Source organism: Bacillus sp. PK3-067, assembly GCF_056738645.1.
This window is the reverse complement of the sequence record NZ_CP096490.1, coordinates 5,167,033-5,186,980: the sequence shown is the minus strand read 5'-3', so window position 1 is coordinate 5,186,980 and position 19,948 is coordinate 5,167,033. Positions and strand designations below refer to the sequence as shown.

General features: G+C 35.3%; 19 protein-coding genes. 17 read left to right on the top strand and 2 right to left on the bottom strand.

Going from position 1 to position 19,948, the window contains the following annotated elements:
* The first annotated feature begins 45 nt into the window (after positions 1-45).
* The 13 genes from M1D73_RS26775 to pgtP all read left to right on the top strand — a co-directional run bounded on the left by M1D73_RS26775 (position 46) and on the right by pgtP (position 14,706).
* A complete protein-coding gene (locus tag M1D73_RS26775; RefSeq protein WP_080342282.1) occupies positions 46-969 on the top strand; it encodes an ATP-grasp fold amidoligase family protein in 924 nt (307 codons plus the stop codon).
* Positions 970-999: 30 nt separating this feature from the next.
* Positions 1,000-2,133: a CapA family protein gene (locus tag M1D73_RS26770; protein WP_121868346.1), complete on the top strand. Its 1,134-nt coding sequence runs from the start codon at positions 1,000-1,002 to the stop codon at positions 2,131-2,133.
* Between the two features lie 12 nt (positions 2,134-2,145).
* Positions 2,146-3,606: a lipopolysaccharide biosynthesis protein gene (locus tag M1D73_RS26765; protein WP_016099304.1), complete on the top strand. Its 1,461-nt coding sequence runs from the start codon at positions 2,146-2,148 to the stop codon at positions 3,604-3,606.
* A gap of 175 nt (positions 3,607-3,781) precedes the next feature.
* Positions 3,782-5,194 (top strand): UDP-glucose dehydrogenase family protein, encoded by a 1,413-nt coding sequence (locus tag M1D73_RS26760; RefSeq protein WP_046393096.1) that lies wholly within the window; start codon positions 3,782-3,784, stop codon positions 5,192-5,194.
* The gene (locus tag M1D73_RS26755; protein ID WP_046393095.1) at positions 5,172-6,197 is read left to right on the top strand and encodes a GDP-mannose 4,6-dehydratase; all 1,026 of its coding nucleotides are present in this window, start codon (positions 5,172-5,174) and stop codon (positions 6,195-6,197) included. Before M1D73_RS26760 ends, M1D73_RS26755 begins: the two co-directional genes overlap by 23 nt.
* A gap of 127 nt (positions 6,198-6,324) precedes the next feature.
* A complete protein-coding gene (gene tagU / locus M1D73_RS26750) occupies positions 6,325-7,233 on the top strand; it encodes a polyisoprenyl-teichoic acid--peptidoglycan teichoic acid transferase TagU (RefSeq protein WP_016099301.1) in 909 nt (302 codons plus the stop codon).
* Between the two features lie 98 nt (positions 7,234-7,331).
* Complete coding sequence (locus M1D73_RS26745) at positions 7,332-8,162, top strand: SGNH/GDSL hydrolase family protein (RefSeq protein ID WP_046393094.1); 831 nt, start codon at positions 7,332-7,334, stop codon at positions 8,160-8,162.
* A gap of 83 nt (positions 8,163-8,245) precedes the next feature.
* A complete protein-coding gene (gene galE / locus M1D73_RS26740) occupies positions 8,246-9,238 on the top strand; it encodes a UDP-glucose 4-epimerase GalE (RefSeq protein WP_098390429.1) in 993 nt (330 codons plus the stop codon).
* 120 nt (positions 9,239-9,358) lie between these two features.
* Positions 9,359-10,030, top strand: coding sequence for a response regulator transcription factor (locus M1D73_RS26735; protein WP_047792168.1), 672 nt, complete (start codon positions 9,359-9,361; stop codon positions 10,028-10,030).
* Positions 10,031-10,041: 11 nt separating this feature from the next.
* Positions 10,042-11,472, top strand: coding sequence for a HAMP domain-containing sensor histidine kinase (locus M1D73_RS26730; RefSeq protein ID WP_481157981.1), 1,431 nt, complete (start codon positions 10,042-10,044; stop codon positions 11,470-11,472).
* Between the two features lie 66 nt (positions 11,473-11,538).
* Positions 11,539-12,321, top strand: coding sequence for a DUF3919 family protein (locus tag M1D73_RS26725; RefSeq protein ID WP_121868345.1), 783 nt, complete (start codon positions 11,539-11,541; stop codon positions 12,319-12,321).
* Positions 12,318-13,352 (top strand): ABC transporter substrate-binding protein, encoded by a 1,035-nt coding sequence (locus tag M1D73_RS26720; protein WP_001225644.1) that lies wholly within the window; start codon positions 12,318-12,320, stop codon positions 13,350-13,352. The genes M1D73_RS26725 and M1D73_RS26720 overlap by 4 nt, the downstream gene beginning before the upstream one ends.
* Before the next feature lie 19 nt (positions 13,353-13,371).
* Positions 13,372-14,706, top strand: a complete 1,335-nt coding sequence (gene pgtP / locus M1D73_RS26715; RefSeq protein ID WP_000477600.1) for an MFS transporter — start codon at positions 13,372-13,374, stop codon at positions 14,704-14,706.
* A gap of 113 nt (positions 14,707-14,819) precedes the next feature.
* Here the strand turns inward: pgtP and M1D73_RS26710 are convergent, their stop codons facing one another.
* Entirely contained in the window at positions 14,820-15,332 is a 513-nt protein-coding gene (locus tag M1D73_RS26710; protein WP_000975588.1) for a DUF3278 domain-containing protein, read from the bottom strand.
* A complete protein-coding gene (locus M1D73_RS26705) occupies positions 15,333-15,524 on the bottom strand; it encodes a helix-turn-helix transcriptional regulator (RefSeq protein WP_001067016.1) in 192 nt (63 codons plus the stop codon).
* A gap of 384 nt (positions 15,525-15,908) precedes the next feature.
* Between M1D73_RS26705 and M1D73_RS26700 the strand changes: the two genes are divergently transcribed.
* From M1D73_RS26700 to yknW, 4 genes are all read left to right on the top strand, one after another.
* Positions 15,909-17,102, top strand: coding sequence for an efflux RND transporter periplasmic adaptor subunit (locus M1D73_RS26700; protein ID WP_000937320.1), 1,194 nt, complete (start codon positions 15,909-15,911; stop codon positions 17,100-17,102).
* Positions 17,099-17,779 carry an ABC transporter ATP-binding protein gene (locus M1D73_RS26695; protein ID WP_000631624.1) on the top strand — a complete coding sequence of 227 codons (681 nt, stop codon included), beginning with the start codon at positions 17,099-17,101 and terminating at the stop codon, positions 17,777-17,779. Before M1D73_RS26700 ends, M1D73_RS26695 begins: the two co-directional genes overlap by 4 nt.
* The gene (locus M1D73_RS26690) at positions 17,776-18,978 is read left to right on the top strand and encodes an ABC transporter permease (RefSeq protein WP_000054365.1); all 1,203 of its coding nucleotides are present in this window, start codon (positions 17,776-17,778) and stop codon (positions 18,976-18,978) included. The genes M1D73_RS26695 and M1D73_RS26690 overlap by 4 nt, the downstream gene beginning before the upstream one ends.
* A 113-nt stretch (positions 18,979-19,091) precedes the next feature.
* Entirely contained in the window at positions 19,092-19,772 is a 681-nt protein-coding gene (gene yknW / locus M1D73_RS26685) for a YknW family membrane protein (protein ID WP_000387927.1), read from the top strand.
* The last annotated feature ends 176 nt before the right edge of the window (positions 19,773-19,948 follow it).

Here is a 19,948-nt window from a genome sequence, read left to right as displayed (position 1 = left end):
AGATTAAACGGAGGGATAATCTTAGTAATATAAGGAGTTGAAAAAATGGTTAATTATAAAAGCATATATAAGACGATAAAAAATCCATATAAATTAGCCTCTTATTTAGGGGAAAGAGGAATGTTAAAAAGTATCCCAGATGAGATTTATTTAAAATGGATTTATCGAGCAAGAATGGATAAAAATTTAGATATGGAGAATCCAATTACTTTCAATGAAAAACTTCAATGGCTAAAATTATATGATCGAAACCCTTTATATACTCAATTAGTAGATAAGTATGAGGTGAGAAAATATATTTCTAATATTATTGGAGAAAGATACTTAATTCCATTACTAGGAGTATATGAGAAATTTAGTGATATAGATTTTGATAAATTACCTAGGCAATTTGTTCTAAAGTGTACTCATGATTCTGGTGGGCTGGTAGTATGCAAAGATAAAAATGCATTGGATATGGAAAGCGCAGAAAGGAAGATTAATAGAAGTTTAAAAAGAAATTATTATTATCTGCAAAGGGAATGGCCATATAAAAACGTAAAACCTAGAATTATATGTGAAAAATATATGTTAGATGAATCTAATGAAGAATTAAAGGATTATAAATTTTTATGTTTTAATGGGAAGGTGCAATGTTCTTTTGTTTGCTTAAATAGGGGTACAAAAGAAGGGCTAAACGTTGATTTTTATGATTTAAACTGGAATCCAATGCCTTTTACCAGACAATATCCAAATAGCGGTCAGAAAATCAATAAACCTAAAAACTATGATCAAATGATTGAATTCGCAGAGCTATTATCAAAAGATTTTCCGTTTGTTAGAGTAGATTTTTATGAGGTTAATGGTAATCTATATTTCGGGGAATTGACATTTTACCCAGGGTCTGGACTAGAGAAGTTTTCACCGGAGAAATATGATGAAATTTTTGGGGATTGGATGCAACTACCTAAAGAGAAGTTAATAAGATAAAAGTAATAATAAAAGAAAGGGAGCACGGAAATGAGCATAATAATTGGTGGAGATTTAGTACCAACTCAGTCCAATCAAAAATTATTTTCTGAAGGTAATATTTCCAATTTATTTGGTGAGGAAATAATCTCGATTTTGAATGAGGCGGATTATCGGATTTTTAATTTAGAAGTCCCTCTAGCAGATAAAGAAACTCCAATTGAAAAATGTGGCCCTAATTTGATTGCACCAACTTCTACAGTAAAAGGACTAAAGGCGCTTAATCCAACTGTATTAACTTTGGCTAATAATCATATTCTAGATCAGGGAGAACAAGGGCTAAAATCTACTGAGAAAACTTTAATTGAAAATGACATTAATTTTATAGGAGCCGGAGAAAATCTTTCTAAGGCACATGAAGCCTATATTATTGAACAAGATGGGATGAAGATAGGAATTTATGCATGTGCAGAGAATGAATTTACTATCGCAACTGATACAACAGCTGGGGCTAATCCATTCGATCCTTTTGAAAGTTTAGATCATATACAAAATCTTAAGAGAAGTTGTGATTATGTTATTGTTCTATATCATGGTGGTAAAGAGCATTATCGTTATCCTTCTCCTTATTTACAAAAAGTTTGTAGGAAAATAGTTAAAAAGGGGGCGGACTTAGTTGTTTGTCAACATAGTCATTGTATAGGCTCCTTTGAAGAACATGCTGGTTCAACAATTATTTATGGACAAGGGAATTTCTTGTTTGATTATGCTGATAATGAATTTTGGCAAACAAGCTTGTTAATTAAAATTAATAAGGGATTTAAGTTAGAGTACATTCCAATAGTTAAATCTGATAATGGAGTAAGAATGGCTAGTAAGGAAATCTCGTTAGAAATATTAAAAGAGTTTCATCAGCGTTCAAAAGATATACTAAATACTAAATTTGTTGAAGAAACCTATCAAAAGTTTGCGCAAAAAAATAGGATGACATATCTAAGAAGCTTCTCTGGATTAGGTAAGTGGACGTTACGGATAGACCGGATATTATTAAATAGCTTTCTAATAAACAGGTTATATACCAAAAAGCGTTTATTGGCCCTCCAGAATTTTATTGAATGTGAAGCGCATAGAGAATTAGTACTTGCAGGTTTAAAATTGAATGAGCAGAAATTGAATGGGAAATAAGAGGTAGTAAATTTGGATAATTTTATTTTAAAGAAAAAGATAATAAATGCCACCAAGTGGTCTTCTATTACTGAATTAGCAGCAAAAATTATTAGTCCAATTACTTATATGATTTTAGCTAGGATTCTTGCTCCGGAAGCTTTTGGAGTAGTAGCTACGATAGCAATGATAATCAGCTTTGCTGAAATGTTTACTGATGCTGGTTTCCAAAAATACTTAGTACAACGTGAATTTAAAGATGATATAGAAAAATATAAAAGTGCCAATGTTGCCTTCTGGACAAATCTTGGAATATCTATTTTATTTTTAATAGGAATAATCGTGTTTAGTGATGTTATTGCAGATTTAGTTGGGAATCCGGGAATGGGACATGTAATAATAATAGCTTCTATGCAGCTTCCCTTATCTGCATTTTCAAGTATACAAATGGCATTATATAGAAGGGATTTTGAATTTAAAATTCTATTTTTAGTAAGAATGACTACGATTTTTATTCCAATCATTGTAACAATCCCTCTCGCTTTATTTGGGTTTGATTATTGGTCGTTAATTATTGGAACGATTTGTGGAAGTTTAGCGAATGTAGTTATTTTGAATATTAAATCTAAGTGGAAACCTAAATGGTTTTATAACTTAAAAATCTTAAAACAAATGTTATCATTTAGTGTTTGGTCATTAGTAGAAGCTATTGCTATTTGGTTAACAACCTGGATTGATGCGTTTATTATAGGAACGGTATTAAATGATTATTATTTAGGCCTATATAAAACATCAACTACAATGGTTAATTCTTTATTGGCATTAATTACTGCGGCCACCACACCGATATTGTTTTCTGCATTATCCCGTTTGCAAAATGATAACTCGCAATTTAATAAAACATTTTTTAATATTCAAAGATGTGTAGCAGTTTTAGTATTTCCGTTGGGAATAGGTATATATCTATATGATGATGTTGTAGTTCAGATATTATTTGGTGGTAAATGGAATGAGGCTACTAAAATAGTAGGGATTTGGGCATTAACTAGTGTAATAACTATCATTTTTGGTCATTATTGTAGTGAAGTATATCGTGCTAAAGGTCGTCCTAAATTATCACTAATTGTGCAATTATTACATCTAATTGTCTTAATTCCTGTTTGTATAATTAGTGTCAAATATAGTTTTTGGAGTTTTATTTATGCAAGATCGTGGATTCGGATGGAATTAATTTTAGTTCATTTATGTATGATGAAATTTATAGTCGGATTTCCTGTTGGAAAAATGTTGAGCAATGTTTTTCCTTCTTTAATGGCAGCAAGTTTAATGGGGGCTTTAGGCTATTTTTTGAGACAATTAAATGAAGGATTAATTTGGAATTTTGTTTCGATTTTATTATGTATTATTTTTTATTTTGGGTTCTTATCTTTATTCCCTAATATTAGAAGAGATGCCGTAGGCATATTGAGAGGATTAAAATCGCGTATTCGCTAAAATGAGAGATTTATATTTAGAAATAACTGTCAGATAGTAGTACTATAATCTTAGAGTTATTACCCTAAAACAGGGGTATTGTTATTTCATATGAGTATCCAGAATTCTTAATGATATATTATTACAGGCGAGAGAACTAATGGTTTAATAATAAATATAAAAAGGAAGTTTTTTTATGACTAATGATTCAAAGAGTAATATTGTGAATAATCGGAAAATGAAAATTTCAGTTGCAGGAACTGGCTATGTAGGGTTAGTAGCTGGTGTGTGTTTTGCAGAAGTTGGACACCAAGTTACTTGTGTTGATATTGATGAAAAGAAAGTAAATCTAATGAAATCTGGTGTTTCACCAATTTATGAAGCGGATTTGGAGGAATTAATGCAAAAAAATTACGCCGCTGGAAGAATTGATTATACAACAGATTACAAATCGGCATACAGAGACGCAGATGCAATTTTTATTGGTGTAGGAACTCCAGAGAAAGCAGACGGTTCTGCAAATCTTTCATACATTGCAACTGTGGCGAAACAAATTGCTGAAAGTGTAGAAAAAGATTGCCTTGTTGTTGTGAAATCAACTGTTCCAATTGGAACAAATGATAAAGTTGAGCAGTTTATTCAAGACTTTTTAGTTCATGATGTGAAAGTAGAAGTAGCATCGAATCCAGAGTTTTTAGCGCAAGGTTCTGCTGTTCACGATACGTTATATGCAGAAAGGATTGTTATTGGTACAGAAAGTAAATGGGCTGAGGAAGTGTTAATGAACCTTTATAAACCATTCCATTTGCCAATTGTTTCTGTTAATAGAAGGTCAGCTGAAATGATTAAGTATGCTTCTAATGATTTCTTAGCTCTTAAAATTTCTTATATGAATGATATTGCAAATCTTTGTGAATTAGTTGGAGCAGATATTCAAGATGTTGCAAAAGGTATGAGTTTTGATGAGCGTATTGGTAGTAAGTTCTTAAACGCAGGTATCGGTTTTGGTGGATCATGTTTCCCTAAAGATACAAAAGCGTTAGAATATTTAGCAAGACAAAATGGTTATGAGTTAAGAACGGTAAAAGCTGCAATCGATGTGAATAAAGATCAAAAAACTTTGTTATACAAAAAAGCAAGTCAAAGGTTAATTACCTTCAATGGACTTAAAGTGGCTGTACTAGGATTAACGTTTAAGCCTGGTACAGATGATTTAAGAGAAGCGGCCTCTCTTGAAAATATTCCGCTATTGTTGGAACAAGGAGCAGATATTTACGCGTTTGACCCGGTAGGTGCGAGTAACTTTGCTAAAGTGTATCCAGAGGGGAAAAATAAGAACGGAAATATCACATATGTTACGGATATTGAAAAGGCTTTAGAAGGTGCAAATGCGTGCTTCATTTTCACAGAATGGGGAGAAGTGAAGGCATTAACTCCAGAAATGTATAAAAAATTAATGAGAACACCTTTAATTTATGATGGAAGAAATATTTATGATGTTCAAGTGATGCAAGAAGTGGGTATAGAGTATCATTCTATTGGTAGAAAATCAACAAGTAGAGACCGTATGAAGGAGTTGGATAGCGTTGAATTACAAACCTCTAGATAATAGTAAAATATACTTTGTTACGGGAGTGGCTGGTTTTGTAGGATACTTCTTATCTAAAAAATTATTAGAACAAGGTTGCAAAGTAATAGGTATTGATAATATAAATGATTATTATGATGTGAATCTTAAACATGCTCGTCTAGAGCAACTTAAGCCATATGAGAACTTCACCTTTATGAAAGGTGATATTTCCGATAAGGATATGATTATCAAGCTCTTTGAGGAGTACAAGCCAAATATTGTCGTGAATTTAGCCGCACAAGCAGGTGTAAGATATTCCATTGAAAATCCAGATGTATACATTCAAAGTAATATTATAGGCTTCTATAATATCCTAGAGGCTTGTAGACATTACCCAGTAGATCATCTTGTATATGCATCATCTAGTTCTGTTTACGGTGCTAATAAAAAGGTGCCATTTGAGGAAACAGATTTTGTAGACAATCCAGTATCACTTTATGCATCTACTAAGAAATCAAATGAATTAATGGCACATACGTATAGTCACTTGTACAAAATTCCTGCTACTGGACTTCGCTTCTTTACGGTGTATGGCCCTATGGGACGTCCAGATATGGCTTATTTTGGATTTACCGATAAGTATTTTGCTGGTGAGTCAATTAAGATTTTTAATAATGGAGATTTTGAAAACGACTTATATCGTGATTTTACCTATATAGATGATATTGTTGAAGGGATCCAACGCCTTTTAAATAATCCTCCTATAGAAGATGTAAAGCATAAGGTATTTAATATTGGTAATAATAATCCTGAAAAGTTGATGGTATTTATTAAAGCGTTAGAGAAAGCGTTAAGTAACTCCTTAGGAAGAGTGGTAGAGTTTAAAAAGGAGTTTGAACCTATTAAACCTGGGGATGTACCAGCTACTTATGCATCAACGGATTTATTGCAGAAAGCTGTTGAATTTAAACCTGAAACATCCATTGAAAAAGGTTTACAAGAATTTGCTAATTGGTATGTAGATTATTATAAAATTAAATAATTAAAAGCCTAGTGTGTAAAAGATGATATATTAGTTAGAGAATATTAATCATAGTATATTAGACTAAGTTAGTATTTGTATTATCTGAAAAATAGTTCGGAATAATGGAAAGAAGAGGTCTATAGCAATGAAAAAGAAAATCCTATTTTGGATATTAGGAATCATAGGGGTACTAATTATAGGTGGAGGGGTTTACGCTTATAATATATATTCTTCGGTTTCAAAAACATTAGATGAAGTTCATAAACCATTAAAACGCGATCAAGGTAATAAACAAGAAGAAAAAATCAATAAATCTGAACCTGTTTCAATTTTACTACTAGGTGCAGATGAGCGCGGTAAAGATAAAGGTCGTTCAGATTCATTAATGCTCATCACGTTAAATCCAAAAAATAATTCAATGAAAACAGTAAGTATCCCTCGTGATACATACACAGAGATCGTTGGAAAAGGAAAAAGTGATAAAATTAACCATGCCTATGCATTTGGTGGGGTAGACATGTCTGTAGCGACAGTGGAAAAATTCTTGAATGTTCCTATCAACTATTATATTGAAGTGAACATGGAAGGCTTTAAGGATATTGTAGATGCAGTCGGTGGCGTAGATGTTAATAATGATTTAGAATTTACACAAGATAATCATCATTTTGCTAAAGGAAATATTCATTTAACAGGTAATGAGGCACTATCATTTACACGTATGCGCTATGAAGACCCGCGAGGTGACTTCGGTCGTCAAATGCGTCAACGTCAAGTAATGCAGGCCGTTATTAAGAAAGGTGCAAGCTTCTCTTCTTTATCAAGCTATGGAGATGTACTTACAGCGATTCAAAAAAATGTGAAGACAAACTTAACGCAAGATCAAATGTTTGATATGCAAAAGAACTATAAAGATTGTCTGCAGAATAGTGAAGATATCCAAATCCCGGGTGACGGACACAAAGCTGCTGATGGTATTTGGTACTACTACGTTCCAGATGCAGCAAAACAAGATTTAACGAATAAGTTAAGAGCGCATCTTGAAGTGACTAAATAATATGTAATAACCCAACTCCTTTGGAAGGAGTTGGGTTTATTTTTGCATGGATTTATATTAATATTATATATTGTGAGATTAATAGATGAGGTGAATTGATGAATAAGAAAGCAGTACTTGTCCTTGTTATTTTTGTATTGTTTGTCGCTTCGGTTGTAAGTGGTAAATTGCACTGGAATAAGAAGATTGCGAATGCAACGGGACAAACGAGTGAAGTAACGAAAACAAAGGTTGAAGTGAAAGATAGCGGAGCGAAGAAAGAAGAGAAAAAGGAAGAGAAAAAACAAGATACGAAGTCATCTTTTAATGAAGCATACGCGAAGAACTTGCCAGATGCAGTGAAAGAGAAGTTAAAGAAAGCTACTGAGGATAAAAAGGCAGTAAATCTTGTTATTGTTGGTGATGAAGCTTCTTCATCTGCAAAAGATGCTTGGGCAGCTAAGTTAACAACTAATTTAGAAACAGCTTACGGTAAAGGTTTATGGAATGTGACGGTAAAGGAATATAAGGGTGAAAGCACAGAAGAGTTAATCGCGAATAAGCGTGATAAAGAGATTGCGAAAGACAATCCAGATGTGATTTTATTTGAACCACCATTCATTACTGATAACGGTAAAACTGGTAATGGGAACTCTGTTGTGAATACACAGAAGTTTGTTCAAGCACTTTCTACTAGTGCAAAAGGCGCTACGATTATGATTCAACCATCAAATCCAGTGTATGGTGCGAAGAATTATCCGAAATCGATTGAAGCATTAAAACAATTTGCGACGCAAAATAATTATACATATATTGATCATTGGGCAGCATGGCCGGATGCTTCAACGAAAGCAATTTTACCATACCTACAAGAAGAATTCGGTTTCCCAAGTGCAAAAGGACATGACGTTTGGGCGAAGTATGTAACTGATTATTTTGTAGCTAAGTAATGAAGGAGAGATAAAAGGTGTACGAGTTATCGTATACCTTTTCCTTTTATAATTAAGATATTTGAAATAGTAGGAGGAAAACAATGAACTCAATCCTAATCTGTGGCGGAGCTGGCTACATCGGTTCTCACGCTGTGAAAAAATTAGTAGACGAAGGTTTATCGGTAGTAGTGGTAGATAACTTACAAACTGGTCATGAAGATGCAATTACGGAAGGCGCGAAGTTTTATAATGGTGACCTTCGTGATAAATCCTTTTTAAGGGATGTTTTTAAAAAAGAAAATATTGAGGCGGTTATGCACTTTGCAGCTGATTCTTTAGTTGGAGTTAGTATGGAAAAGCCCCTTCAATATTATAATAATAATGTGTATGGTGCCCTTTGCTTGTTAGAAGTGATGGATGAGTTTAAGGTAGATAAGTTTATTTTCTCTTCTACTGCAGCAACGTATGGTGAGGTAGATGTGGATCTTATTACTGAGGAAACGATGACAAATCCAACGAATACGTATGGAGAGACGAAGTTAGCAATCGAGAAGATGCTTCATTGGTATAGCCAAGCTTCTAATTTACGTTATAAGATTTTCAGATACTTTAACGTGGCTGGTGCAACTCCAAATGGTATTATTGGAGAAGATCATCGCCCAGAGACACATTTAATTCCTCTTGTGTTGCAAGTGGCTTTAGGTCAACGTGAGAAGATTATGATGTTTGGTGATGATTATAATACACCAGACGGTACTTGTATCCGTGATTATATTCATGTTGAAGATTTAGTAGCGGCTCATTTCTTAGGGCTTAAAGACTTGCAGAACGGCGGAGAGAGTGATTTCTATAACTTAGGAAATGGTAATGGTTTCAGTGTAAAAGAAATCGTTGATGCAGTTCGTGAGGTTACAAATCATGAAATTCCTGCTGAGGTAGCACCGCGCCGTGCGGGCGATCCAGCACGTTTAGTTGCTTCTTCTAAGAAAGCGAAAGAGAAGCTAGGATGGGATCCTAAGTATGTAAATGTTAAGACAATCATTGAACATGCTTGGAATTGGCATCAAAAGCAACCGAATGGATATGCTAAATAAATATAATAAGTGAAAGAGAGGGTATCGTCGACAAAATATGTTCGACAATACCCTCTCTTTTTTTATAGGATTTTTGCTATACTAAACTGTACTATAATACGTGGTGGAAGGAGGAGAATGATGAAAATACTTGTGGTTGATGATGAATCGAGTATTCGTAATTTGATTCGGATGCAGTTGGAGATGGAAGGTTATGAAGTGTTGGCAGCGGCTGATGGGAGAGAAGCTTTAGAGAAATGGAATGAAGGGCCGGATGTATTGATTTTGGATGTTATGCTTCCGGACACGGATGGGTATGAGTTGCTTCGTTTGTTCCGTGAGAGGGATAGGGATATTCCGGTGCTTATGTTAACGGCAAAGAGTCAGATGAATGATAAGTTGCTGGGCTTGCAGCTTGGTGCTGATGATTATGTGACGAAGCCGTTTAATTATGCGGAGCTTATTCTTCGAGTTAAGAATATGGCGCGGCGTGTAAAGAAGACGGAGACTGCTGTAAGTCATGAAGTAATTGAGGCTGGAGAGATCGTGATTTGTCCTAAGGAAAGAAAGGTACATGTGAGTGGACAAGAGATTCAGTTAACGTACCGAGAGTTTAATTTATGTCAGTTATTTGTTTCAAATCCGCAGCGTGTGTTTATGAGGGATGAGTTGCTTGAGAAAGTATGGGGATTTGAGTATATCGGAAATACGAGAGCAGTTGATATTATGGTGCAGAGACTTCGCAAGAAGCTTGGGACGAGTGGAGAATATATTAAGACAATTTATGGCGTTGGCTATAAACTGGATTGTTAAGTGGTGATGGTATGTCTTTAAAGCGAAATATGGTGTTCGGAATAGTTGGGCTGTTAATTCCGATTTTTGTTCTTTTATATGCAGTTGTTTATATTACGTTAGAAAAGAATATGTATCATAACGCAGCAGATTCTTTAGAAAAGTTAAGTGTAGAAGCGCAAATTTATACGATGAATTATTTAGAGAAGGAAGCAGAAGTGGATACGCTTGGTCCGAATTCACTTTTAATTGCGTCGTATTTAGCGAAGCGTATGGATGTCCGTGTGCAGATGATCGGGAAGAATGGCGATGTTGTTGCAGATACACAAAAAGGAGCATTGCTTCACCGTAACATCGACATTGAGAGTTCCTTGAAGGGGAAGAAGTCTTATGTTTTTGAGGAGGCGGATCCCGCTCCCATTCTTTTGTTTTCAAGCCCGGTTTATTATGGAAACGATGTCATTGGAAGTATTCGTTATATAAATGAGTTAACGGGTGAGAAGGAAGTTTTAACAAATGTGAGCTGGACTTTCTTAATGACGTCTCTTTGTTTAGTAGCTACCGGTATTTTCTTTGCGATTCGTTTGGCGAAGTCTCTTCATAAACCAATTGATCAGTTGAGACAAATGGCACAGAGGCTCGCGAATGGTGATTATAAGAGTAAGATTGAGTTAAATGAGTACGTGGAAATCGCTCAGCTTTCAGCATCTTTTAATGCGATGGCTGATGGAATTGAGCTGCATATTAAGCAATTGCAGGAGGAGAAAGAGAAGCAGAAAGATTTCCTAGACCGTATTACGCATGAGCTAAAAACACCGCTAACGGCAATTATCGGTTATGTTGATTTAATTCCGAAGTTACAATCGAAAGAAGATGTACAGGAAAGTCTCCGTTATGTGGCTGTGGAAAGTGAGCGTTTATTATCACTTGTAGAGGAGCTGCTTAAGTCCTCGAAATATGGAACGAGTACGTTTGAAGTGTCTCCTACAGTTGTGAACATAAAGGAATTGGCAGAGGAAGCAGTTTCAATTGTGAAGCCTCGTCTAAATCAGTTTGAAATTGAAGTGATAAATGAGTTAACAGATGTACATGTTGTTGCGGATTTTGATAAGACGAAGCAAATTTTCTTAAATGTGCTTGATAATGCAATTAAGTATAGTGATGCTTCGCATATTCGTATGAATGTAATTGTAAATGAGCATGAGGCGAAGGTTTTTGTTCATGATGATGGGATCGGTATAGACGAAGAGGTGCTTGCAGAGTGGAATGAGTCTCCGAAAGGAAAGGCACTTCCTTCTAGTTATGGGAATGGTTATGGTTTGTATATTTGTCAGGAGATTATGAATAAGCAGGGCGGAAGCATGCGGATTGAGAGTAGTGAAGAAATAGGTACTACAATATTCATTACATTTTTGCTTCCGAGAAGGATGGAAGACATAAAAAACTTGAAAGCGGTTAAATGATACATTTATGAAACAATTATGCGGTATTTTCGAAACAACGTTTTTTTATCTTGGAGGTAGGCAGAAATGAAAAGGCTATCATTTCAAATTCTTATGTTTGTCATTTGTATGGTTGTTTCTCTTGTTTTGTTTTATGTTATGGAGAAGCAAATATATAATCGAATCAACATTGTAAATGATAAACAAGCCGTTTTACAAAGGGTGAATGAATCTCTTCCAATTGAAGTGAAAGTAAGACATGAAAAGTGGGGAGAAATCGTTGTAACGGATGAAGTTCGTTTGCATACAATTGTTTCATTCTTTGACCGAATTCGAATAGAGCCTGGGGACGTTAAGAGCCAAGAACAAGTATTTACTGGAGAAGTAACGTACTTGAATGGACATAAGCGTACTTTTGCAGTAGGTGACTTGTTCCAGTATGGGGAAAATGTATACGGAAAGAATGGCATGGATCCGATGATTTCAGCACTTCAAACGTATTTATTAAGCCTGTATTACACACCAGAGCGTATTAGTGATTTCTTTACTTCAGCAAAGGATGTCGTAGTACGTCAAGGTGATGTGGTACGTACTATCAATCTTACGCACATACTTGATTCTATTCGATACGCAAAGCAAATTACAGATTACGGAGAAATTCAGAAGTTATTACAATCGCAGAATGAACCGATTGCTTATATTACAGCTTATAAAACAGGTAAGCGTGTAAAGAATGATCGTGAAGATATTCTTACGATTTCTGTGTATCCATCGTACTTTGTTGTGCAATATCTCGGTGATAATAACGGAAATGTCATGTATATGAAAAGCTCTCTAGCAGAGTTATTCGTAAAGGAGAATGCGTCATGAGAAAGATAGCCTTTTTCTTCTTTTTGCTAGTAATTGGAGGAGCGATGTCTAGTTGCTCTCGAGATACAACCTCTATTAAATATAGTAAAAATGGTCTCCCTATTTTGGATGATCGTCATATTGTTGCGTATGTGGCGGCTCGTGAGGAAGTTGGTGAAGCGTTACTTTCATCATTTTGTAAGCCGCGCGGATGTACGTATGAATTTATTCGTCTTTCAACAGAAGAACTTCTTCGTAGAGTGGAAGAAGAAGCTGGAAATCCGAAGGCGGATATTATTATTGGCGGTACAGTAGATGCGCATCAAATGATGAAGCAAAAAAATCTTTCTATTCCTGTGATAAGCCAACATGCAAATCGTATTTCAAAAACTGTTAAAGATAAAGATGGTTATTGGTACGGTTATGAAGTGGAGAAGCTGGCAATTGCGATTAATAAAGAGCGGTGGAACGAGGAAATAGCGCCGCTCGGTCTCTCGTATCCGTTAAGATGGAAAGATTTATTGAATCCAGTATATAAGGGAAAGATTGTCATGCCCGATCCAAATGTTTCAGGTACAGCATATACGTTTTTCCAGTCACTTATTGATACGTTAGGTGAAGAGGAAGCGAAGGAATATGTGAAGAGTCTGGCAGAACAAGTTGGAGAAGTAACAGTGAATGGTTACATCCCAGCAGAACTTGTTGCGAGCGGTGAATATATGATAGGCATCAACTTTATGGGAGATCAGAGAATGCTTCAAAAACAAGGTTTTCCGATTTTAAGTAACGAACCTGAGCAAACAGGGTTATCTGTTAATGCGATTTCTAAACTAAAACGTGCACCGAGTGGTATTATTGCGGATTTATTTATTGATTATTGTTTATCAGAAGAAGCGGGGCATATTTTAGAAAAAGTGTCGTTTGGCGTACCAACGATGTTTGCGAAGAATGAGAAAGAAATAGAAGGACAGCCGGTTAGAAGGACGAACCAAAATATATCAAATAGCGGAATAATCGAGATATGGAATAGACAGCGTCTCTCTCTGAAGTGAGAAAAGGAGACGGAAATATATGTTTAAATGGCTCAAGCCAGCACCTGCAATTGAAAGATTGCCAGCGGATATGATCGATCGTGTATATCGATTACTACGTATTCGTGTGTTAATCGGGATTTCAGTTGGATATGCTGCTTATTATTTAGTTCGTAGTAACTTTACGTTATCAAGTACGTATTTAGTACAAGAATATGGTTTTAGTACAGCTGAAATTGGTCTACTAGGCTCAGTAATGGCAATTGTTTATGGATTTAGTAAGTTCTTTATGGGGAATTTATCAGATAAAGCTTTCGCCCAGCGCTTTATCGCAGTCGGTTTATTCTTATCAGGGCTTGTAAATATTTGTTTCGGCTTTGCATCATCATTTGGGATGATTGTTACATTACTTGTTGTTAACGGTATTGTACAAGGTATGGGAGCACCACCTTGTAGTATTGTTATGACGAAATGGTTCTCGAAGAAAGAACGTGGTACGAAAACAGGTCTTTGGAATATTTCACATAACGTTGGTGGAATGCTTGTGCCACCACTTGTCGGAATTGGTGTAGGTATTTTCGGTGAAAATCATTGGCAAGGCGGCGTGTTTATTTTCCCTGCGATTATCGCAATGGTAATTGCAGTTCTTGTTTGGATCAATGCGAAGGATACACCAGAATCTGAAGGTCTTCCTCCAATTGATGAGTATCGTAATGACTATGAAAATCTTGAAAAAGCAGATAATGCTAACAAGATGTCACCAAAAGAAATTTTAATGAAGTATGTAGTGAAAAATAAATTTGTATGGTTCTTATGTATTGCGAATGCTTTTGTTTATTTAATTCGTTTCGGTGTTATTAACTGGGTTCCACTTTATTTAACGACAGTTAAAGGATTTTCAAAAGCAGAAGCGCATGCGGCATATGCAATCTTTGAAGGTATGGCAATTCCAAGTTCATTAATCGTTGGTTTTTTAAGTGATAAATTATTTAAAGGAAAACGTATGCCATTATGTATTATTAGTATGGTTGGAGTTGTTATTGGTACGTTTATATATTGGCAAGCAACTAGCGTACTTGTTGTAAGTATTGCAGTTTCTATTATCGGTTGTTTAATTTATGTACCACAGTTCTTAATCGGTTTAAGTGCGATGGAATTAGTACCGAAATTTGCAGTAGGTACGACAGTTGGTATGTGTGGTCTATTTGGTTATGTAGGCGGAAGTCTTGTAGCTAACGCAGCAATTGGTGTTATTGTTGATAGTTCTGGCTGGGATGGTTGTTTCATCTTACTATTAACAGGAGCAATTTTATCAACAGTCTTCTTATTTATTGTTCAACGTGGACATGAGAGAAAAGATCCTAAAGTAGCGTAATATTTTGTTTGAAAAGCTATCCAATTGTTATATTGGATAGCTTTTATATTTTTATTTAGAAAAAACAAACAGTATGTAAAATTGGAGTTTAATGTGTAAAAGATTTTTGTTACTTAATATAATTTTTTTAGATTTAATAAACCAATCACGTACATAGTTAGACCGAAAAATCCACCGCCACAGATGAAAATTACAACCTTAAATAAAGAAATAGAGATTTCTTCTGAGCCTACATAGGGAAGGATATAATTCATAAAAACAAACATTTGAAAGCCCCAAAGCAGACCTGCTTTTAAGCCAGCTTTTCTTAATTTTTTCTTGTGTTGTAAATATTCTTCTTTTGTTGCACATTCAGTATCACTTAAACCTTTTTTCTTGAATTTAAAGGCTAAGTAATTAGCGTAAATCATATTAGATAGAAAAATAAATATAGTTCCTATAGATATTGTGTGGTTCATAGTATCAACAAGTAACATAATAAGCATTACCAACATATTTAACCACCACAAACCAATTCCAGCGACAGATAACTCTTTATTGATTTCTTGTTTTTGGTATTCATCTCTCTCACTTAGTGTTCCAACAAAACTATTATAAACTCTTTCTTTCCATTCAATTTTCATCATTTAATCTCCCTCCCAAAATAGACTGTTTAAATCTGTTTTTAGTGCTTTTGCTAATTCGATACATAAGGCTAAAGAGGGGTTATATTTATTGTTTTCAATTAAGTTTATTGTCTGTCTCGCTACGTTAACTTTTTTAGCTAATTCTAGCTGCGATAGACCTTCAGATTTTCGATATTGTTTAACGTTATTCAAATATAACCCTCCCATTGATGGTTGTAGACCTCTTGTACCAAAATGTCATTTATATGTGACATTTTATAATTGAATAGATGAAATGTCAAATATATATGACAAAATAGCGATGGTGCAATTAGGAAAATGATTTTAATGATTCATTTTGGCAAGAAGTTTGTTAATAAAGAATGGCTTCCATTCAATTAAAATTGCTCTTTTTTCTTTCCTTAAATCTATCTTAAAAGATATAATGTCATATTTCTAATCATTGGAATTTTTGTTACAATATAAATGGATGTGTAAAACTTTGTAAAAAGATTGTAATAATATATAGTTTATTTTCAGAAAGTTTTATACAATTTTTATATTAAACTATTAAGTTATAAAAAAAGGAGCGGTAATATGTTACCAAATACGGTTCGTACTCCAAACAAGAAGAAGAAATGGATTATTATTGGGGTTATTGCACTAATTGTTATTGTAGCGGCAATTAATATTTTTGTTATGCAAGGTAAGAAGAAGGGTGCATCAACAAATGCTGATGCTGTAAGTTTTGAGAAAGTGACAGAGCGTAAGCTGAATAATACGAAGTTAATTTCTGGTCAGGTGAAGCCTGGTAATATTGAAAGCTTCTATGCAGATCCGGCCAAAGGGAAAGTGAAAGATATTGAGGTAAAAGAAGGGCAAGAGGTAGAGAAAGGCACGAAGTTATTCTCTTATGATAATGAAGAGATTAACCTTCAAATGAAGCAAGCTGAGCTTGATCAGAAGATGGCGGATATGCGTTATGATCAAGGGAAAAAGAAGATTGATTCGTTGAAGAAAGAAATTAAGAAGGCGAAAGATAGCGGAGCTGGGAAAGAAGTAACAGATCCGATGGACGAGCAAGTAAACGAGTTAGAGATAGGACAAAAAACAATTGACCTTGAGAAAGAAAAAGGAAAGTTGCAGAAAGAAGAGTTAAGTAAGAAGCAGAAAGAACTTACGATTTATAGCAATTTTGCTGGTGTTGTTCAAAAGTTAGATAAAGATGCGGCACAAAGTTCATCTCAAGCGTTAGGTGGTCAAGGAAAAGCGTTTTTACAAGTAGCTTCTAAAGATCCATTCCAAGTTCAAGGTACGTTAACTGAGCTTCAAAAGTCACAAATTCAAAAAGATCAAACATTCACTGTAACTGCAAAAGCAAATAATAAGAAGAAGTGGACAGGTAAGATTACAGAGGTAAGTGAGTTCCCAACAAGTGCAGAGATGGCGCAAGCTGGCGGCATGGGTGAAGCAACTCAAAATATGTCTCAGTATACATATAAAGCTAGCCTTGATAGTCAAGATGGTTTATCTCCAGGTTATCACGTTTCTCTGCAAGTAAACTTAGAGAATAAGACGATGGTTGCTGTTCCAAGTAAAAGCATTGTAGAAAAAGGCGATGATGCATTTGTTTATGTTGAGGAGAAAGGAAAGCTTCGTAAACAAAATGTGAAAAAAGGTTCTACTGATGGAGATTGGACAGAGGTTGTAGAAGGCGTAACAGTGGGGCAAAAGGTGGTTAAAAATCCTTCCGACGATGTGTATGACGGAATGGAAGTGAAAGAGAAATGATTACGTTAAATAATATTGCTAAAACGTATTATCAAGGAAAATTGGCGGTGCCGATTTTGCATGGTATTAGTTTAACAATTCAGAGCGGTGAGTTCGTTTCGATTATGGGGCCGTCTGGTTCTGGTAAGTCGACGCTTATGAATATTATCGGTTGTTTAGATCGTCCAACAGAAGGCGAATATATGCTGAATGACGTGAATATCTTAACAGCAGACGAGTCAAAGCTTGCTTTAATTCGTAATGAATATATTGGCTTTGTATTCCAGCATTTTAATTTACTACCTCGTCTTTCCGCAGTGGAAAATGTTGAGCTTCCGCTCGTATATGGTGGCGTGAAGAAAGCGGAGCGTCGCAAGCGTGCTTTGGAGGCGTTAGGTAAAGTTGGATTGGCAGATCGCGTGCATCATTTACCAAATGAGTTATCAGGTGGACAGAAGCAGCGTGTAGCGATTGCAAGAGCGATTGCGAATAATCCAACGTTCATTATGGCCGATGAACCGACTGGTGCACTTGATACGAAGTCTGGTGAGCAAGTTATGGATATTTTCACGAAGCTTAATGCAGAAGGTACGACGATTGTTATGGTTACGCATGAAGAGGAAGTAGCAGCGTATTCTTCCCGCCGCATTGTACTGCGAGACGGGAAAGTTACAGAAGATAGAAGGTGTGCGGTATGAGTTTACTAGATAGTATAAAAATTGCCTTATCTTCTATTTTAGCTCATAAACTACGTTCTGCTCTTACGATGCTCGGTATTATTATCGGGGTAGGTTCGATTATTACTGTCGTTGCAATTGGGCAAGGCGGAGAAGCGATGCTGAAGTCGAAATTCGCAGGTTCTGGTGGTAATAACCTTATGCCAATTCAATTTAAACCAGATATTAATGATGAGTTTGCTATAGGTGGATTTGAAATGCCTAAGTTAACGGAAGAGGATATTTTGGAAGTAAAACAAGTGAAAGATGTTTCACATGTTATTACGACAAACCAGACGACAGAGGTGCTTGATGTAAATGATAAAAAAGCAAATTTGAATGTTATTGGTCTTGATAATGAATATTTTGCGGTTAATAAAGTAAAGGTCGTAAAGGGACGTACTTTAAATGAATCAGATATTTCTCATGCAAATAACGTTGTGATGATTAGTACAAAAACAGAAGAGACGTTATTTAAGGGTGTAAATCCAGTAGGACAAATTATTGAGATGAAAGGACAACCGATGCAAATTGTCGGTGTGTATACATCTGATAATGAATTTATGGGATTTGAAATGGAAGAAGCGTTAATCCCTCTTACGTTATGGCCTGTTTTATACGGAACAGATGAAATTCAAAGTATCGCAATTCAAGCTAAAAATGTAGACGATTTAGAAGCAGCAGGGAAACAAGCTGTTGATGTATTAAATAGCCGTAAGCCAAGTGAAATTCCGGGTAAATATGAACTGGTTAATTTAAAAGAATTCCAAGAAAATGTTTCTAAAGTTACTAACATTATGACAATGATCATCGGTGGTATCGCTGGTATTTCATTAGTCGTTGGTGGTATCGGTGTTATGAACATCATGCTTGTATCTGTAACGGAGCGTACGCGCGAAATTGGGATACGTAAAGCGCTTGGAGCAACGCGTAGTAAAATTTTATTACAGTTTTTAATTGAAGCAGTTATGTTAACACTTCTAGGTGGTTTGATCGGAATTGGCCTTGGGTATGGCGGAGCATATATCGTTTCTACATTCGCAAAATGGCCACCACTTGTTTCATGGGAAGTTGTCGTTGGAGGCGTACTGTTCTCGATGACACTCGGTATTATTTTCGGATTAATTCCAGCAAATAAAGCTGCGAAATTAGATCCAATTGAAGCATTGCGTTATGAGTAATTAATAGTGTAGTAGAACTACACATTACCGTTCTAGTGGGCGGTTCGTAGCCTCTATATGAGGAAGTGAACCGCCCGTTAGAACGGGTTATATAAATAGAAGGAGGCGTTATAATGGAAGCAAATATTAATACGCAAGATGTAGGTGCGAAGAAGCCATCATTATTAGGAATGATTACTTCTCCAGGTGAGCAATTTGAGAGAATGAAGACGAAAAGTCCGGTTTGGGGAGTATTTTTCTTATTTGTTATATTAGGAACGATTATAGCAACAGCAGTGTCTTACTTAACATTAATTAGTACTCCAGAATTAGCAAAAGAATTAAATGGTGAAGCGGGGGCAATGGTAAAAGGATTTACCCTTGGTGGAGGCGCACTTGTTGGGCTATTAGGAACACCTATAGGTCTCTTTATTGCGGCAGGTTTTTATAAAATTATTATGATGTTTATGAGCAATGATACACCGTACATGAAAATACTATCGATTTACTTATATGCTAATCTTGTTTATTATATCGGCGGATTGTTAAATGCAGGATTAGGCTTTATTTTTGATGGAAATGGCACTGATGTTTATACAAGTTTAGCTCCTTTATTTGAACAAGGGACAGTAGCACATGGAATTGCCTCTTCAATTGAAATTTTTAATATTTGGAGCCTCATTCTAACAGGACTAGGCTTACACATTGTAGCTGGTTTAAGTAAGAAACAAGCTACGATTTTAATTGTAATCTTCTTTATCCTAACAATTGCATTCGGCGTTGTAAGAGGTTTAGTAAGCGGCTTTGGTGCATAACATATTATTTTAAAAAGGTGACTCTTTGGAGTCACCTTTTTTATTTTTACCCCTATTTCAAATACCACCAACAGAATTTCAAATTCTACATAGTGTAATTTCAAATTCCGTCGGTAGTATTTGAAATTACTCACAGTGAAATCTTTTCTTTATTTTTATATTGTGAAGGTACCGCG

Coding starts and splice junctions, on each gene's coding strand:
- M1D73_RS26775 (WP_080342282.1), top strand. CDS start 46: ATGGTTAATTATAAAAGCATATATAAGACGATAAAAAATCCATATAAA.
- M1D73_RS26770 (WP_121868346.1), top strand. CDS start 1,000: ATGAGCATAATAATTGGTGGAGATTTAGTACCAACTCAGTCCAATCAA.
- M1D73_RS26760 (WP_046393096.1), top strand. CDS start 3,782: ATGACTAATGATTCAAAGAGTAATATTGTGAATAATCGGAAAATGAAA.
- tagU (WP_016099301.1), top strand. CDS start 6,325: ATGAAAAAGAAAATCCTATTTTGGATATTAGGAATCATAGGGGTACTA.
- M1D73_RS26745 (WP_046393094.1), top strand. CDS start 7,332: ATGAATAAGAAAGCAGTACTTGTCCTTGTTATTTTTGTATTGTTTGTC.
- galE (WP_098390429.1), top strand. CDS start 8,246: ATGAACTCAATCCTAATCTGTGGCGGAGCTGGCTACATCGGTTCTCAC.
- M1D73_RS26735 (WP_047792168.1), top strand. CDS start 9,359: ATGAAAATACTTGTGGTTGATGATGAATCGAGTATTCGTAATTTGATT.
- M1D73_RS26730 (WP_481157981.1), top strand. CDS start 10,042: ATGTCTTTAAAGCGAAATATGGTGTTCGGAATAGTTGGGCTGTTAATT.
- M1D73_RS26725 (WP_121868345.1), top strand. CDS start 11,539: ATGAAAAGGCTATCATTTCAAATTCTTATGTTTGTCATTTGTATGGTT.
- M1D73_RS26720 (WP_001225644.1), top strand. CDS start 12,318: ATGAGAAAGATAGCCTTTTTCTTCTTTTTGCTAGTAATTGGAGGAGCG.
- pgtP (WP_000477600.1), top strand. CDS start 13,372: ATGTTTAAATGGCTCAAGCCAGCACCTGCAATTGAAAGATTGCCAGCG.
- M1D73_RS26710 (WP_000975588.1), bottom strand. CDS start 15,332: ATGATGAAAATTGAATGGAAAGAAAGAGTTTATAATAGTTTTGTTGGA.
- M1D73_RS26700 (WP_000937320.1), top strand. CDS start 15,909: ATGTTACCAAATACGGTTCGTACTCCAAACAAGAAGAAGAAATGGATT.
- M1D73_RS26695 (WP_000631624.1), top strand. CDS start 17,099: ATGATTACGTTAAATAATATTGCTAAAACGTATTATCAAGGAAAATTG.
- M1D73_RS26690 (WP_000054365.1), top strand. CDS start 17,776: ATGAGTTTACTAGATAGTATAAAAATTGCCTTATCTTCTATTTTAGCT.
- yknW (WP_000387927.1), top strand. CDS start 19,092: ATGGAAGCAAATATTAATACGCAAGATGTAGGTGCGAAGAAGCCATCA.